The sequence below is a fragment of the Rhodospirillales bacterium genome, from assembly GCA_016710335.1.
GTDB lineage: Bacteria > Pseudomonadota > Alphaproteobacteria > Rhodospirillales > Defluviicoccaceae > JADJXQ01.
Genome location: JADJXQ010000005.1, coordinates 104,105 through 118,711 on the forward strand (window position 1 = coordinate 104,105; position 14,607 = coordinate 118,711).

Below are 14,607 nucleotides of genomic sequence, written 5' to 3' on the forward strand. Positions count from 1 at the left end.
AGGGGCAATGTCGATCCCATGATCGGAATGGTTCTGGTAACCCATGGTCGCTTGGCCGAAGAGATGATCCTCGCCCTCGAACACGTTGTCGGCGCACAGGTCAACATTGTGGCGATCTGCATCGGTCCGGACGACGACATGGAGCTGCGCCGCTCCCAGATCCTCGATAGCGTCGCGCGCGCCGAGGAGGGCAACGGGGTGATCCTGTTGACCGACATGTTCGGCGGCACGCCGTCCAACCTGGCAATCTCCATCATGCACCAGGCCAACGTGGAGGTGATCGCCGGCGTCAACCTTCCGATGCTGATCAAGCTTGCCAGCGTGCGGCAGACCGAGTCACTGCAGGACGCCGCCCAGTCCGCGCAGGAGGCGGGGCGCAAGTACATCAACATCGCGTCCCGTCTGCTCACGCAGGAGGAAACGTGAGCGTCGACGATGGCCCTGCAGAACAGCGGAGCGATGTCCTACGCACAACCGTCGTGATCTCCAACCAGCGAGGATTGCATGCCAGGGCCGCCGCCAAGTTCGTCAAGCTGGCGGCCGGTTTCGATTGTGACGTTACGGTCACCAAGAAGGGCCAGTCGGTGTCCGGCCGGTCGATTCTCGGTCTGATGATGCTGGCGGCAGGCTGCGGTACGGAGCTGGAGCTGGCCGTCACAGGCCGCGAGGCGGAGGAAGCCATTCGGGTGCTCAGCAACATTATCGAAGCGAAGTTCGAGGAGGACTGAGACATTTACGCAGGCCGTCAATGGGCAACGCATGATCGCAGGTGGTGAGATTGGAACCGGAGAGCGACGCACTTCCTGACGCCCTCGTGCCAGAGGACGTCCCGCCGGAGTTGATCTTCGACGGTTTCGGCGTGTCGCCCGGTGTCGGCCTCGGCACCGCCTACGTTCGGGAGTCGAGTCTCGGCGAGGTACCGGAGTACCGCATTGCGGCCGGCCAGGTGATCGCCGAGCAGAAGCGGCTCAAGGCCGCAGCGATCCGTGCGCGACGCCAGATCCAGCGCCTGCAGGCCAAGGTGCGCGGCAAGGCCCACGCCATCTCCGGCATCGCCGCGGAGGAGATCGGCCTCCTCCTCGATGTCTATTTCCACATGCTGAAGGACTCGCGGCTGGTGCGGGGCGCCAACGACCGCATCGCCAGTGACCGCATCAACGCCGAGGCCGCTGTCCAGGCGCAGATCGTGTCGATCACCGACGGCTTCCAGGCAATGCAGGATCCCTACCTTTCCGCTCGTGGCGACGACATCCGGGAGGTCGGGCGTCGCCTGATCCGGCATCTCGTCCAGCAGACGCCGGGCACCACCCTCTCGACCCTGCCCAAGGACAGCGTCATCGTCGCCGATGAGCTGACACCGGCCGATGCCGCGCAGCTCGACCCGACGCGCGTCGTCGGTCTCGCCACCGTCGCCGGCGGGCGCCAGAGCCACACGGCGATCATGGCGCGCGCCCTCGGACTGCCGGCGGTGCTCGGCATCCCCGGCATTACGGGGGAGATCAAGCCCGGCGAGCGGGTGCTGGTCGATGGCGATCTGGGGCGCGTCTATGTCAACCCGACCCCGAACACGCTGACTGAATACCGCCGTCGGCGCAGCGACCGGTTGCGCGAGAAGCGGCGCCTGACGCGGCTCGCCAAGCGACCGGCGATCACCCGCGACGGTGTCGAGATCAGCCTGCAGGCCAACGTCGAGCTGCCGATCGAAATGGACATGGTCAACGAAGTCGGAGCCTCCGGCGTTGGCCTCCTGCGCAGCGAGTTCCTGTTCATCAATCGCCCGAACCCGCCCAACGAGGAAGAGCAGTACGAGACCCTGCACGAACTGGTCGAACGCGCCGGCGGCCACACGGTGACAATCCGCACCCCCGACTTCGGCGGTGAGCTTGCCACCGAGACGATGGCGGCTGAGTTCGGGCAAAGCGGCGCGTCGTTGCTCGGGATGCGCGGCATCCGCTTGTCGCTGGCGCGCCCCGACATGCTCGAAATGCAGTTCCGCGCCATTCTGCGAGCCGGCGCCCATGGCCCGGTGCGGATTCTGCTGCCCATGGTCTCCACTCTCGCCGAAGTCCGGGCCGCCCGCGAAATCCTCGCCAGGGCGGCCCGCAAACTGCACCGCCGGGGCGCCGCGATCCCCATGGCGCTGCCGCCGCTCGGCACCATGATCGAGTTGCCGGCCGCTGCCCTGGCCGCGGACTCGTTGGCGCTGGTCAGCGACTTCTTCGCGATCGGGTCCAATGACCTCACCATGTACACGTTGGCCATCGATCGCGGCGACCAGTGGGTCGCCCATCTCTACGATCCGCTGCACCCGTCGGTGCTGCGACTGATCCAGTTCGCTGCGGCCGCCGCGCTGCGCTCGCGCATCCCGGCTAGCGTCTGCGGCGAGATCGCCGGGGATCCGCGCATGACCGCCCTGCTGCTCGGCCTCGGCTTCCGCGAACTGTCGATGACGGCGACCAGCTTGCCTGCAGTCAAACGTCAGATCCTGGACCTCGACTTGGTCGCCGCCACTCATCGCGCCCAACAGATCATGGAGCAAACCGATCCGGTCCGCATTCAGGCGCTGCTCGAGGAATTCATGACGGGGGGCTGAGGTGCCGGATCTCACCATGGAACGCGCGCTGGGCGGCCTTGTTGCCGGCATCGATGAAGCCGGCCGCGGGCCCCTGGCCGGTCCTGTCGTGGCTGCCGCTGTGATCCTCGACCTCGATTGCCTGAGCGACGCGCTGCTGCACGGGCTGGATGATTCAAAGCGCCTCAGCCGGCCCACGCGTGAGTCGCTGTTCGAGATGTTGGCGACCTGCAGCCGGGTGGGCGTGGGGCACGCGGATGTTGTTGAGATCGATCATGTGAACATCCTGCAGGCGACGCTGCTGGCGATGGCCCGCGCCGTCGCGGCGCTGGGGGTTGAGCCGGATGCGGTGCTGGTCGATGGCAATCGCGCTCCTGCGCTATCCTGCGTCGCCCACTGTGTGGTCGGCGGCGACGGACGCTGCCTCTCCGTGGCCGCGGCCTCCGTCGTCGCCAAGGTCACCCGCGACCGCTGGATGGAGGAGATTGCCCGCCTCTATCCCGGCTACGGTTGGGAGCGGAATGCCGGCTACGGCACCGCAGAGCATCGTATGGCGATCGCACGCCTCGGCGTAACGCCACATCATCGCCGGAGTTTCGCGCCGGTATACAGCATGCTGTGCGAGTAACTGCCAGAGGTTCAGCATCTAGGGCTCGACGAATTCCAAATCCTGAATGGCGCGCCGCGCCTGCACCGGGTCGATGGTTTCGAGTTGGCCGTGGCCGAACACCAACCCGACGCCGACCGAGCATTTCACGAACTTGGTCTCGCCGGCGGCGATGGAGAACGTGAACCTGCGTTCAGTGGTGGTTACGGCGACGGCCTCGAACCGCCCTGGCCAGACATCGCGGTAGAAGACTTCGTTCGGCACACATTCCCCGATCCGGTAGCCGTTGAGATAGACGTCCGGCTGAACCGCTGCCCCGAGCAATCCCGTTCTGTAGAAGTAAACGCGGGCCATCCCCGGCGGAAGGGCGGCGAGCTTCCTTTCGACATTGCCAAACCTCGGTCCGCTCGCGCAGTTGGCGACGGTTACGCAGCAGACCAGCAACGCAAGCATTCCCGGCAATTTCACCGGCTCCTCCTTTTCCATGTCCCGCCGGCGGCGTGCACCGCTTCGACTTGGCGCCCGCTGTCGCCGGTGATCCCCCCGCCAATATGCCGCGTACCTCCATCCATCGGAGCCGCCGGCATCGGCGGCGCGCAGAGAGGATAGCAGAATGCTCAAGTTCGCGATCGCCTATGCCGCCGCCGCCGCCGTGTTTTTGGTGGCCGACGGCTTCTGGCTCGGACTGGTGGCCAAGTCCTTCTACCGCAACGCCATCGGTCCGATGATGGCGGAGCAGGTGAACGTTGCGGCGGCGGCGGTGTTCTACCTTCTTTATATCGTCGGCGTCGTCGTGTTCGCGGTGTCGCCGGCGTTCGAGACTGGATCGTGGCGCACCGCGTTGGTGTTCGGCGCCCTGTTCGGTCTATTCGCCTACGCGACGTATGATCTGACCAATCTCGCCACCTTGCGCGACTGGCCGCTCCGCTTTGCAGTAGTCGACCTCGCTTGGGGCACGTTCGTGACCGCACTGGCGGCGGTGGCCGGTTACTCCGCGGCGTGCTTATTCCACCCGCTATAGGCCCGGGCATGCGCCGCGGCAACGCCCGAAGCAACGGCGGCGTAACAGTGGCGGGCAAGGCTCTTGCGGTCGGCGAAAGACGCCGGATGCACCGGCGGATGGAATTGAACCTCGGCCTCGGCCCCTGGCCGCCCCAGCATTTGCCAAAGGTGCGGCGCCAGGGTCTTGTCGCCGTACCAGGCGTAGTGCTGCGCTCGCGCGCCGGTCAGGGGCGATCCATCGCGGGCGCGGGGGTAGGTAACGGAGACCGGTTGCACGACGCAGTTGGCCGGCGCCGCGCTGTCGACGGCGACGTCCATCAACGCCGACTTGAAGGGCGCGACCGCGGTTCCGTCCGTGCTGGTTCCTTCCGCGAACAGCAACAGGTTCTCGCCGCCCGCCAACCGGCGGCGAATTTCCGCGCGCTGACCGCGGGCCTTGCTGCTCAGCCGATCGACGAAAACAGTCCCCGTCAGCCGGGCGATCAGGCCGAACAATGGCCAATCGGCCACTTCGCTCTTGGCGACGAACGTCGCCTCGATCAGCCGGGAGAGGACGGGGATGTCAAGGTAGGAGACGTGGTTGCTGACGAACAGCGTGGCGCCGCCGTCGTGGCGCGTACCGGAGACACGGACGGTCAGCCCGCAAAGGACACACACGAGCCGGCACCAGAAGACTTGGATCGGGCGCCTGGTGCGGAGGAACGGGCCCAGGCTGAGCGCGTATATCGGCAACAACACCGCCGTGAGCAGGATGAAGCCTGTCAGCCGCACTGCCGACCGCAAGCGGGACACGGGCATGCTCAACTGCCGGGGGGGTCGCCGGTGCCGCGCTTGTAGTGGCGGTCGTATTTCTTGGTGACCTGGTCCGTCTTGACGATCATGCAGACATCGGTGGTGTTGAACTGGCGGTCGATGACGGCGCCGTCGCCGACGAACCCGCCGACCCGCAGGTAGCCCTTGATGAGCGGCGGCAAATCCCCGAGCGCCGACTGCACGTCGATCTCCGACGGCGGCAGAAGGTTCATGCCCACATAGCGCTGATCGAGGGCGCGGGGCCGCAGCCCCTGCGGCGCCATGTGAAAGTGGTTGAGGTACGAAAGGGGCGCGCGCATGGCGTCGGGCTCGGTGCCGGGGAAGCTGGCGCACCCGAACAACAGGTCGATGTCATAATGCGCGACGTAATTCGCCAGTGCCCGCCACAACAGCTTTAGGACGCCGCGGGAGCGGTAGTTCAGGTCGACGCACGAGCGGCCGAGCTCGACGATCTCGCCGGGAAAGCTGAGCAGGTCGGCGACGTCGTATTCCTTCTCGGAGTAGAATCCCCAGTGCCGCGTCGCCACCGAGCGCCGCAGCAGCCGGTAGGTTCCGGCGACGACGAAGCCGCCGTGTTCGGGATCCATGTCGATGGCCAGCAAGTGATCGCAAATGTCGTCGAAGTCGTCGAAGTCCCGATGGCGGGCCTTCATTTCCGGAGTCGGCTCCGCCGTCAACTCCTCGTAAAAGATGCGATAGCGGAGGGCCTGCGCCGCGTCGACCTCGTCAGCGTTGCGTGCCAGGCGGAGCGCAAAATTGTTGACGATCAACGGCTGAATTTCGCTGTTCCGCCCCGTGTCGAGCATTGCCATCTGAGCAACCAGTTCGAGGGGCTCCGTTATGAACGACGGCCAGCGAATGACACAGGTATGGCAAACGCCTTCGGCGGCATCAAGTGGATTCGACTGCTTCTGCAACCCGTCCCGGCGCCCGGTCAGCGGGTCGGCGTCGGCTCAGGCCCCGAGTAGTCATAAAAGCCGCGCCCCGTCTTGCGCCCCAGCCAGCCGGCCTCGACGTATTTGACGAGCAGCGGGCACGGCCGGTACTTGGTGTCGGCGAGACCTTCGTGCAGGTTGTGCATGGCGACCAGGCAGGTGTCGAGGCCGATGAAGTCCGCCAACTCCAGCGGACCCATGGGATGGTGTGTGCCGAGCTTCATCGCGGTGTCGATGCTGACCACCGTGCCGACGCCCTCGTAGAGCACGTAGATCGCCTCGTTGATCATCGGCATCAGCACCCGGTGCACCACGAAGGCGGGGAAGTCCTCGGCCGGCACCGGCGTCTTGCCGAGCGAGGTCACGAACTCGCGGATGGTCCGGAAGGTGTCCTCGTCGGTGGTGATGGCGCGGATCAGTTCGACCAGCTCCAGTTTCTGGACCGGGTTCATGAAGTGGGTGCCCATGAACCGACCCGGCCGATCCGTGCGCGCGGCGAGACGGGTCACCGACAGCGTCGAGGTGTTGGTGGTGATGATGGCGTCCGGACGCAGCGCCGGACACAACTCGCGGAAGATACGGGTCTTGATCTCCTCGTTTTCGTCGGCGGCTTCGATCGCCAGTTCCACGTCGCCGACGCCCGCATAGTCCAGGCCGCAGGTGATGCGGGCGAGGGCTTGGCGTGCGTTGGCCTCGGTCATGCGGCCGCGCTCGACGATGTGCTCGAGGCTTTCATTGATGGCGTCGGTGGCGGCCGCAAGGCGGGCTTCGGAGACGTCCATGAGGTAGACATCGTAGCCGGCGACGCTGCACACTTCGGCGATACCGGTCCCCATTTGCCCGGCACCGATGATGGCGACCTTGGCAATGGCCATCGGCGGCGTTCTCCCGAGGCGCCCGGATTCTGGTCCGGAGCTTCTACTTGTCCAGCTCTGCAGACAGCTCCGGCAAGGCCTTGAACAGGTCGGCGACGAGGCCGTAGTCCGCGACCTGGAAGATCGGCGCCTCTTCGTCCTTGTTGATGGCGACGATGACCTTGCTGTCCTTCATGCCGGCGAGATGCTGGATGGCGCCCGAAATTCCAACGGCAATGTAGAGCTGCGGCGCCACCACCTTGCCGGTCTGGCCCACCTGATAGTCGTTGGGGACAAATCCGGCATCGACCGCGGCGCGGGATGCGCCGACAGCGGCACCGAGCTTGTCGGCCAACTCTTCGATCAGCTTGAAGTTCTCGCCGCTGCCCATGCCGCGGCCGCCGGAAATGACGATGCCGGCCGTGGTCAGTTCCGGGCGTTCGCTCTTGGTCAGTTCCTGGCCGATGAACCGCGACAGGCCGGGGTCCTCTGCGATTTGGATCTCTTCAATTGCCGCACTGCTCCCTTCGGCGTCCGGTTTTTCGAAGGACGTGGCGCGCACGGTGACGACCTTGACAGGATCGGCGCTCTTGACCGTCGCCAGCGCGTTTCCTGCGTAGATCGGGCGGACGAAGGTGTCGGCGTCTTCTATGGCGCTGACATCCGACAGCATCGCCACGTCGAGAAGCGCTGCCACGCGCGGCAAGACGTTCTTGCCGGTGGTCATCGCCGGCGCAAGGATATGTGAATAATCCGCCGCCAGCTTGACGATGAGCGGGGCCAATGCCTCCGCCAGCGGATGCGCGTAAGCCTCGGCATCGGCCAAAAGCACCTTGCTGACGCCTTGCACCTTGGCCGCCGCCTCGGCGACGGCGCGGCAGTCGCTGCCCACCACCAGCACCGCGACGTCACCCAGTTGACCCCCGGCGGCAATGGTGCTGAGGGTGGCGGCCTTAAGTGCTTTGTTGTCGTGATCGGCAATGACGAGGACGCTCATCAGATGACCTTCGCTTCGTTCCGGAGTTTGTCCATGAGTTCGGCGACGCTCTCGACCCGGACGCCTGCCTCCCGCTTCGGCGGCTCTGCGACCTTGATCGTTTTCAGCCGCGGCGCGATGTCGGCGCCGAGCTCTTCGGCCTTGATCGTTTCGATAGGCTTTTTCTTGGCCTTCATGATGTTGGGAAGCGACGCGTAGCGGGGCGTGTTGAGGCGGAGGTCGGCGGTGAGCACCGCCGGCAGTTTGATGGCGACGGTCTCGAGGCCGCCGTCGATCTCGCGGACCACCTCTGCCTCGCCGTCCTTCAACGTAAGCTTGGAAAGGAAGGTCCCCTGGGCCCAGCCGAGCAGGGCCGCCAACATCTGTCCGGTCTGATTGGAGTCGTCGTCGATGGCCTGCTTGCCGAGCACCACCAGGTCCGGCGTCTCGCGCTCGACCAAGGCCTTGAACAGCTTGGCGACGGCCAGCGGCTGCAACTCGGCGTCGCTCTCGACCAAGATGCCGCGGTCGGCGCCCATGGCCAGCGCGGTACGGATGGTTTCCTGACACTGCTTCGCGCCCATCGACACCGCGACGATCTCAGTTGCGGTGCCCGCCTCCTTCAGGCGCACCGCCTCCTCAACGGCGATTTCGTCGAAGGGATTCATCGACATCTTGACGTTCGCGGTCTCCACACCGGAGCCATCGCCCTTGACGCGGATCTTGACGTTGTAATCAATGACGCGCTTGACGCCGACGAGAAGTTTCATTGTTGCCGCCATCTCCCGTAAAGTTTCTCTTGACCCGCCGCCCGGCGCGCAAAAACCTCAGGCAACCCTCACAACTTAAATGGATTTCTGCAACTCCGCGCGGCGCATCGTTCGCTCATGCACACTAGGCGCAAGGGGGGACCGAGGTCAAGCGCAGCGGCGGGACCGTGTTGAGACGATTACAGGCGGCCTTCCTCTCCCGTCGCGGACCCACAGGGCGCCCGGCCGTCCGGTACAGGCAAAGGCTCACATCGAACATGGCCGTCCTTGAGCATCATCGCGACCGATACGCGGAACGCGGCGAGCCTTGTGTCTGCGAAGCCGTCGCAATAGTATGCAGAATCGTCGCCCACCCGCCCGCCATTCGACGTGCGGCCGCACCTGATTCTCAAGCGATCAGAGGTAGGTTCCATGGCAATCGAGGCCAGTTCCGCAAGCCACGACGACAGCACGGCCGAAGCGTCAACGAGCGCCGGGCTGAGTTCGGAGCAGCTCCTGGAGCTCTACGGCCAGATGCTGCTGATCCGCCGGTTCGAGGAGAAGGCGGGGCAGCTCTACGGGATGGGGCTAATCGGCGGCTTCTGCCATCTCTACATTGGCCAGGAAGCGGTGGTGGTCGGCATTCATTCCCTTTCGGAAGCCGTCGATTCGGTGATCACCACCTACCGGGATCACGGTCACATGCTGGCCTGCGGCATGGATGCCAAAGGTGTGATGGCGGAACTCACCGGGCGCAGCGGCGGCTATTCCAAGGGCAAGGGCGGCTCGATGCACATGTTCAGCCGCGAGAAGAATTTCTATGGCGGCCACGGCATCGTGGGCGCCTCGGTGCCGCTCGGGACCGGCCTCGCCTTCGCCCACAAATACCGCGGCGACGGCGGTATCAACTTCTGCTATTTCGGCGACGGCGCTGCCAACCAGGGGCAGGTCTACGAATCCTTCAACATGGCGTCGCTGTGGAAGCTGCCGGTGATCTACGTGATCGAGAACAACCGCTACGGCATGGGCACATCGGTCGAACGCGCGTCCGCGACCACCGACCTCTACCGTCGCGGCGAGGCGTTCGGCATCCCCGGACTCCAGGTCAACGGCATGAACGTGCTCGACGTGCGCGCCGCCGCGGCCGACGTCGTCGCCCACGTGCGGGCCGGTAACGGGCCTTATGTGATGGAGCTGCGGACTTATCGCTATCGCGGGCACTCCATGTCGGATCCGGCCAAGTACCGCACCAAGGACGAGGTCAAGAAGGTCCGCACCGAGAGCGACCCCATCGAGGCGCTCCGCGTTCACCTGCTTGACAGCGGCGCCATCGACGAGGCGGCGCTGAAGGCCATCGATCGCGACGTCAAGGAGGTGGTCAACGAGGCTGCCGAGTTCTCGCAGGAGTCGCCGGAGCCCGATCCGTCCGAACTCTATACCGACATCCTCCTCGAAGCCTGAACGCCTTCCGGAGATCCCCCATGCCGATCCAAGTGCTGATGCCGGCGCTGTCGCCGACTATGACCGAAGGCACCCTCGCCCGCTGGGTGAAGCAGGAGGGCGATGCGGTGGCATCCGGCGACGTGCTGGCCGAAATCGAGACCGACAAGGCGACGATGGAGGTGGAGGCCGTCGACGAGGGCATTCTCGGCCGGATTCTGGTGCCGGAGGGCACCGAAGGTGTGGCCGTCAACAGCCCGATCGCGATGATCCTGGAAGAAGGCGAGGATACGTCCGCGCTCGATGCCCTTCCGCTCAGCAAGGAAGGTCCGCAGCCGGTGTCGATGGAGCCTGGCGCCGCCAAGGCTACGACGCCGGTGCCGGCCGAGCCGATCCAGGCGTCGACGCCGCCGCCCGCCGCCGAGTACTCGGGGCCGACGGCGATGATGAGCGTGCGCGAGGCGCTGCGCGACGCCATGGCCGAGGAGATGCGGCGCAATCCGGAGGTGTTCCTGATGGGTGAGGAGGTCGCCCAGTACCAGGGCGCCTACAAGGTCAGCCAGGGCCTGCTCGACGAATTCGGGCCGAAGCGGGTGATCGACACGCCGATCACCGAGCAGGGCTTCGCCGGGCTCGGGGTCGGCGCGGCGTTCGCCGGGATGCGGCCGATCGTCGAGTTCATGACCTTCAACTTTGCCATGCAGGCCATCGACCAGATCCTCAACTCGGCCGCCAAGACCCTCTACATGTCCGGCGGCCAGATGGGCTCGCCGATCGTGTTCCGCGGTCCCAACGGCGCCGCCGCCCGCGTCGCCGCCCAGCACTCTCAATGCTATGCGTCGTGGTACGCCCACTGTCCCGGCCTCAAGGTAGTGTCGCCGTGGTCGGCGGCGGACGCCAAGGGTTTGCTCAAGGCCGCCATCCGCGATCCCAACCCGGTGCTGGTGCTTGAAAACGAGATCATGTACGGCCAGAGCTTCGAGGCGCCGACCGATCCGGACTTCGTGCTGCCCATCGGCCGCGCCCATGTGGAGCGCCCCGGCAGAGACGTAACCATCACCGCGTTCTCGCGCATGGTCGGCATGGCGCTCGAAGCGGCGGAGCTGTTGGCCGCCGACGGCATCGACGCCGAGGTCATCAACCTGCGCTCGCTGCGCCCGATCGACGTGGATACCATCGCCGCATCGGTCCGCAAGACCAACCGCATCGTCACCGTCGAGGAGGGTTGGCCGGCGGCCGGGATCGGCTCCGAGATCGCGGCCCTGATGATGGAGCACGCGTTCGACCATCTGGACGCACCGGTGACGCGGGTGACGGGCGCCGACGTGCCGATGCCTTACGCCGCCAACCTCGAGCGCCTCGCTCTGCCGCGGCCCGACGGCATCGCCGCCGCCGCCCGCGCCGTCTGCTACCGTTAGACGAGCCAAAGCCATGCCCATCCCCATCCTGATGCCGGCGCTGTCGCCGACGATGACCGAGGGCCGGCTCGCCCGCTGGCTCAAGTCGGAGGGGGACGATGTGGCCGCCGGCGACGTGGTCGCCGAGATCGAGACCGACAAGGCCACCATGGAGGTCGAGGCCGTCGATGAAGGGGTGCTGGGGCGCATCCTGGTGCCGGCAGAGACCGACGGCGTCGCCGTCAACACGCCGATCGCGCTGATCCTGGAAGAGGGCGAGGACCCAGCGGCGCTGGACGCCGCGCCGGCTCCGCGTCAGGAGCCAGGACCCACGGCCCAGGAGCCGGAAACAGCGGAACCTGAGGCAATGCCGGCTGCGAAAGCAGTCCCTGCAGAGGCGCCGACTCCGCAGGCGGGTCGGGGATCACGCATTTTTGCGAGCCCATTGGCGCGGCGAATGGTCGCTGAGGCGGGTTTGGATCTGGCGCGCATCGGTGGGTCGGGACCCAACGGTCGGGTGATCAAGCGCGATGTGGAGGCGGCGATCACCGCCGGCACCGCCAAGCCCGCCGCCGAAGCGGCGCCCGAGCCTGGAGCCGCGCGCCAAGCCGCCGGCGAAGCTCTGGGTGCGCCTGCGACACCTGGGAAGGCGGCACCCGCGAAGCCGGCGCCTCAGCTGCCCGAGACCGGCCGCCCCTACCGAGACGTGCCGCACACGACCATGCGCAAGGTCATCGCCGAACGCTTGACGGCGTCAAAGCGGGACATCCCGCACTACTACCTGACCATAGACTGCAACGTCGACGCGCTGATCGAATTGCGCGACCAACTCAACAGCTCGTCGTCCACCGGCGAGGGCGCGTACAAGCTTTCGCTCAACGATTTCATCATCAGAGCGGCGGCGACGGCGCTTCGCCGTCATCCCGCATGCAATTCGGCATGGGGCGACAACGCGCTCCGGCTCTACGAGGCCGTCGATATTTCGGTCGCCGTCGCCACCCCCAACGGGCTGATCACCCCGATCGTCCGCGATGCCGACCGCAAGGGCCTGGCGGGAATCTCATCGGAGGTGCGAGCTTTGGCGGTGAAGGCGCGCGACGGCAAGCTGGCTCCGGAGGAGTACCAGGGCGGCGGCTTCACCATCTCCAACCTCGGCATGTACGGCATCCGGGAGTTCGCGGCAATCATCAATCCGCCGCAGACCTGCCTGCTCGCGGTCGGCGTCGCCGAGCCGCGGCCGGTGGTCAAGGACGGGGCGCTTACCATTGCTACTATAATGACCTGCACTCTCTCCGCCGATCATCGCGCCGTCGACGGCGCCGTGGGCGCAGAGTTTCTCGCCGCTCTCAAGAAACTCCTGGAACAGCCGCTGACCATGCTGCTGTAGGGCGGCCGCGGGGGACGGCCGAGGGCGACATGACGCCGTCGACCTCAGCGCTGCGCGCCTAGACCGATTCCGCTTCTTTAAGGGCCGCGACGTAAGGCTTGATGCGCATGTCTTCGCACATGAAGTGGACCAGGAGCCAGTCGGTGACGAAGTCGTAGAAATCCGGCCGGTCGAAAGTCTCGGGGCTCCATTCATAGGCGCTTTTGAACATGCGGAGGCGTTCCTCCAACTCATGATGGAGGGACCGGTGAGCTTCGCGGTTCGGATAGCCGCTTCGCCGCATCAGCCCTTCCTCGCGCTCGAAATGGTACTGCACGTAGTGCAGCAGGTCGTCGAGCGTGCCATGGATCGCTGCGGCCTCGTCGCCGGCAAGCATCATGTAGTGCAGGCGGTTCATCAGATTGATGAGATGCTTATGATCGGCGTCCAGCGCCTCGTGGCCGAGGCTCATGTTCTGCCGCCAGTGAAGTAACGGCATCCCGTTCTCCCGTCCAGCGTCCGTCCCAGCGCCGCTCCATGGCGCATTTTGCAGCGCGATATACAACGGTAGCGCGCCGGACGCCAAATTGCAATCCCTTCTCCGCCATTCTCAGCGGCGCGCCGAGCCCGTCGCCTGCACCGCAATGTCGGCCCCAGCTACCGCCCGGGTTGGGGGATATTGATGGCTACTATGGGCGAGCGCACGACCGGGGATAACGGGTTTCGCGAGGCCGCAACCAAGAGTCAGCTCCTGGCCTTGTTGCATGTGCGCACGCCGGCGCTACCCGCGGTCCGGTCCGCTCCATCATCAGTCTCGCCCGCGATTGCGGCGTAGCCGTCGCGGCCGAGTCTGTCGAATCCCAGACGCAGCTCGCGTTTCTCAAGGCCGAAGGCTGCGACCTGGCTCAAGGCTTCCTGCTCGGCAGGCCGGTCCCACCGGCGGACTTTCCCCTCATACCGGCGGCGGCCTGAACACCCGGCTGCGCCGGTCAGGGCGCCGCGGCCATGGTGGTGGCGCTCTTGAGGCGTTTCACCAGGCTCCGCCACTCTTGAAGCTGCCGGCGGCGGTTCTCGGCAAACAGCGCGGCGTGGTCGGCGTCGCGGCGAACTACGGAACCGCTCGCGCCGCCGGCGGTCAGGATCGACCGCTGCCGCGGCGCCGCGGCGGTCCTGGCGGCGCTGATGCGGGCCATTCGCTCATGATCGATGGGCGCCGCCAAATCCGGGGGCGATGTCGCCACTGTCGTTGCTGGCGGCGCCGGCGGGTCAAACGCCGGCGGATCGTTTCGAACCCGCGCCCACAGCGTCATCACCCGCTCACGATAGGGGATGGCGTGTTCGGGCGTCGCCGAGTGGTAGCGCGCTACCGCCCGCTCCCAAGACCCGGTTTCCCTGAACAACGCTGCAAGGAAGGTTGCCGCGTAGGCGGCGTTGGCGGCAGGATCGAACGCTTGGTCCAGGCTTGCGAACGCGTCCGGATGATAGCGGAGATTGATCTGCATACAGCCGACGTCGATGTTGCGCACCCCCTCAGCCTGGAGGCGGCGGACGGTAGCGACGGCCTCCGCCTTGCTCGGCAAAAAGCGCCCCTTGCCCTCGGCCATCACCGTCCATGGCCAGGCAAAACTTTCCTTGCGGGAGGCATCCCAGCGTCCCGACTCCGCCAAAGCGATCGCGGCGAGCAGGTGCTGCGGAATGTTGTGGGTGCGCTCCTGGTGGCGGATCTCCCGCGCGCAGAGCGTGCGGCCGGGATCGCCGGCTCGCGGCAGCGCCCCATGCGCGGCGTGCATCGCCTGCATGAAGGCGAGCGCCATCAAAAGCATCAGCATCGACATGGAAACGACTTGGCGTTGAAGCATGGCGGTTCCCCTTCCTTGGGAATTGCCATGCACGTTC

17 protein-coding genes are annotated in these 14,607 nt (G+C 66.0%); 9 read left to right on the forward strand and 8 right to left on the reverse strand.

What is annotated here, in order from left to right; all coding sequences use genetic code 11:
- Positions 1 to 18 precede the first annotated feature (18 nt).
- From IPM60_10210 to IPM60_10225, 4 genes are all read left to right on the forward strand, one after another.
- A complete protein-coding gene (locus IPM60_10210; GenBank protein MBK8908256.1) occupies positions 19 to 426 on the forward strand; it encodes a PTS sugar transporter subunit IIA in 408 nt (135 codons plus the stop codon).
- Positions 423 to 728: an HPr family phosphocarrier protein gene (locus IPM60_10215; protein MBK8908257.1), complete on the forward strand. Its 306-nt coding sequence runs from the start codon at positions 423 to 425 to the stop codon at positions 726 to 728. Before IPM60_10210 ends, IPM60_10215 begins: the two co-directional genes overlap by 4 nt.
- A gap of 86 nt (positions 729 to 814) precedes the next feature.
- Entirely contained in the window at positions 815 to 2,593 is a 1,779-nt protein-coding gene (gene ptsP, locus IPM60_10220; protein ID MBK8908258.1) for a phosphoenolpyruvate--protein phosphotransferase, read from the forward strand.
- A 1-nt stretch (position 2,594) separates the two neighbouring features.
- Complete coding sequence (locus tag IPM60_10225) at positions 2,595 to 3,200, forward strand: ribonuclease HII (protein ID MBK8908259.1); 606 nt, start codon at positions 2,595 to 2,597, stop codon at positions 3,198 to 3,200.
- A gap of 18 nt (positions 3,201 to 3,218) precedes the next feature.
- Here the strand turns inward: IPM60_10225 and IPM60_10230 are convergent, their stop codons facing one another.
- Positions 3,219 to 3,647 carry a DUF2846 domain-containing protein gene (locus IPM60_10230; protein ID MBK8908260.1) on the reverse strand — a complete coding sequence of 143 codons (429 nt, stop codon included), beginning with the start codon at positions 3,645 to 3,647 and terminating at the stop codon, positions 3,219 to 3,221.
- 145 nt (positions 3,648 to 3,792) lie between these two features.
- On the opposite strand from IPM60_10230, the gene IPM60_10235 reads away from it, so the two are divergent.
- Positions 3,793 to 4,200, forward strand: coding sequence for a DUF2177 family protein (locus IPM60_10235; GenBank protein MBK8908261.1), 408 nt, complete (start codon positions 3,793 to 3,795; stop codon positions 4,198 to 4,200).
- Here IPM60_10235 and IPM60_10240 read toward each other — a convergent pair.
- The 5 genes from IPM60_10240 to IPM60_10260 all read right to left on the reverse strand — a co-directional run bounded on the left by IPM60_10240 (position 4,167) and on the right by IPM60_10260 (position 8,529).
- Entirely contained in the window at positions 4,167 to 4,979 is an 813-nt protein-coding gene (locus tag IPM60_10240; GenBank protein MBK8908262.1) for a 1-acyl-sn-glycerol-3-phosphate acyltransferase, read from the reverse strand. The two genes, IPM60_10235 and IPM60_10240, sit on opposite strands and share 34 nt — an antisense overlap.
- Before the next feature lie 2 nt (positions 4,980 to 4,981).
- Positions 4,982 to 5,800, reverse strand: a complete 819-nt coding sequence (locus tag IPM60_10245) for a GNAT family N-acetyltransferase (protein MBK8908263.1) — start codon at positions 5,798 to 5,800, stop codon at positions 4,982 to 4,984.
- 128 nt (positions 5,801 to 5,928) lie between these two features.
- Positions 5,929 to 6,804: a 3-hydroxybutyryl-CoA dehydrogenase gene (locus tag IPM60_10250; GenBank protein MBK8908264.1), complete on the reverse strand. Its 876-nt coding sequence runs from the start codon at positions 6,802 to 6,804 to the stop codon at positions 5,929 to 5,931.
- A gap of 43 nt (positions 6,805 to 6,847) precedes the next feature.
- Positions 6,848 to 7,780 carry an electron transfer flavoprotein subunit alpha/FixB family protein gene (locus tag IPM60_10255; protein MBK8908265.1) on the reverse strand — a complete coding sequence of 311 codons (933 nt, stop codon included), beginning with the start codon at positions 7,778 to 7,780 and terminating at the stop codon, positions 6,848 to 6,850.
- Complete coding sequence (locus tag IPM60_10260) at positions 7,780 to 8,529, reverse strand: electron transfer flavoprotein subunit beta/FixA family protein (protein ID MBK8908266.1); 750 nt, start codon at positions 8,527 to 8,529, stop codon at positions 7,780 to 7,782. Before IPM60_10260 ends, IPM60_10255 begins: the two co-directional genes overlap by 1 nt.
- A 411-nt stretch (positions 8,530 to 8,940) precedes the next feature.
- Here IPM60_10260 and pdhA point away from each other — a divergent pair, with 411 nt between their 5' ends.
- Genes pdhA through IPM60_10275 form a run of 3 tightly spaced genes read left to right on the forward strand, consistent with a single transcriptional unit; the run spans position 8,941 to position 12,732 of the window.
- Positions 8,941 to 9,969 carry a pyruvate dehydrogenase (acetyl-transferring) E1 component subunit alpha gene (gene pdhA, locus IPM60_10265; protein ID MBK8908267.1) on the forward strand — a complete coding sequence of 343 codons (1,029 nt, stop codon included), beginning with the start codon at positions 8,941 to 8,943 and terminating at the stop codon, positions 9,967 to 9,969.
- 20 nt (positions 9,970 to 9,989) lie between these two features.
- Positions 9,990 to 11,366: a pyruvate dehydrogenase complex E1 component subunit beta gene (locus tag IPM60_10270; protein ID MBK8908268.1), complete on the forward strand. Its 1,377-nt coding sequence runs from the start codon at positions 9,990 to 9,992 to the stop codon at positions 11,364 to 11,366.
- Between the two features lie 13 nt (positions 11,367 to 11,379).
- Positions 11,380 to 12,732: a pyruvate dehydrogenase complex dihydrolipoamide acetyltransferase gene (locus IPM60_10275; GenBank protein MBK8908269.1), complete on the forward strand. Its 1,353-nt coding sequence runs from the start codon at positions 11,380 to 11,382 to the stop codon at positions 12,730 to 12,732.
- A 58-nt stretch (positions 12,733 to 12,790) separates the two neighbouring features.
- Here the strand turns inward: IPM60_10275 and IPM60_10280 are convergent, their stop codons facing one another.
- Complete coding sequence (locus tag IPM60_10280; protein MBK8908270.1) at positions 12,791 to 13,210, reverse strand: hemerythrin family protein; 420 nt, start codon at positions 13,208 to 13,210, stop codon at positions 12,791 to 12,793.
- A gap of 305 nt (positions 13,211 to 13,515) precedes the next feature.
- Between IPM60_10280 and IPM60_10285 the strand changes: the two genes are divergently transcribed.
- Positions 13,516 to 13,683: an EAL domain-containing protein gene (locus tag IPM60_10285; protein ID MBK8908271.1), complete on the forward strand. Its 168-nt coding sequence runs from the start codon at positions 13,516 to 13,518 to the stop codon at positions 13,681 to 13,683.
- A 17-nt stretch (positions 13,684 to 13,700) separates the two neighbouring features.
- Here IPM60_10285 and IPM60_10290 read toward each other — a convergent pair whose 3' ends face one another.
- Positions 13,701 to 14,546: a transglycosylase SLT domain-containing protein gene (locus IPM60_10290; GenBank protein MBK8908272.1), complete on the reverse strand. Its 846-nt coding sequence runs from the start codon at positions 14,544 to 14,546 to the stop codon at positions 13,701 to 13,703.
- Positions 14,547 to 14,607: the final 61 nt, after the last annotated feature.

What these genes read in the sequence shown, in the direction of transcription:
- IPM60_10210 (MBK8908256.1), top strand. Translation starts at nt 19, where the DNA reads ATGATCGGAATGGTTCTGGTAACCCATGGTCGCTTGGCCGAAGAGATG.
- IPM60_10270 (MBK8908268.1), top strand. Translation starts at nt 9,990, where the DNA reads ATGCCGATCCAAGTGCTGATGCCGGCGCTGTCGCCGACTATGACCGAA.
- IPM60_10280 (MBK8908270.1), bottom strand. Translation starts at nt 13,210, where the DNA reads ATGCCGTTACTTCACTGGCGGCAGAACATGAGCCTCGGCCACGAGGCG.
- pdhA (MBK8908267.1), top strand. Translation starts at nt 8,941, where the DNA reads ATGGCAATCGAGGCCAGTTCCGCAAGCCACGACGACAGCACGGCCGAA.
- IPM60_10250 (MBK8908264.1), bottom strand. Translation starts at nt 6,804, where the DNA reads ATGGCCATTGCCAAGGTCGCCATCATCGGTGCCGGGCAAATGGGGACC.
- IPM60_10275 (MBK8908269.1), top strand. Translation starts at nt 11,380, where the DNA reads ATGCCCATCCCCATCCTGATGCCGGCGCTGTCGCCGACGATGACCGAG.
- IPM60_10290 (MBK8908272.1), bottom strand. Translation starts at nt 14,546, where the DNA reads ATGTCGATGCTGATGCTTTTGATGGCGCTCGCCTTCATGCAGGCGATG.
- IPM60_10245 (MBK8908263.1), bottom strand. Translation starts at nt 5,800, where the DNA reads ATGCTCGACACGGGGCGGAACAGCGAAATTCAGCCGTTGATCGTCAAC.
- IPM60_10240 (MBK8908262.1), bottom strand. Translation starts at nt 4,979, where the DNA reads ATGCCCGTGTCCCGCTTGCGGTCGGCAGTGCGGCTGACAGGCTTCATC.
- IPM60_10260 (MBK8908266.1), bottom strand. Translation starts at nt 8,529, where the DNA reads ATGAAACTTCTCGTCGGCGTCAAGCGCGTCATTGATTACAACGTCAAG.
- IPM60_10235 (MBK8908261.1), top strand. Translation starts at nt 3,793, where the DNA reads ATGCTCAAGTTCGCGATCGCCTATGCCGCCGCCGCCGCCGTGTTTTTG.
- IPM60_10255 (MBK8908265.1), bottom strand. Translation starts at nt 7,780, where the DNA reads ATGAGCGTCCTCGTCATTGCCGATCACGACAACAAAGCACTTAAGGCC.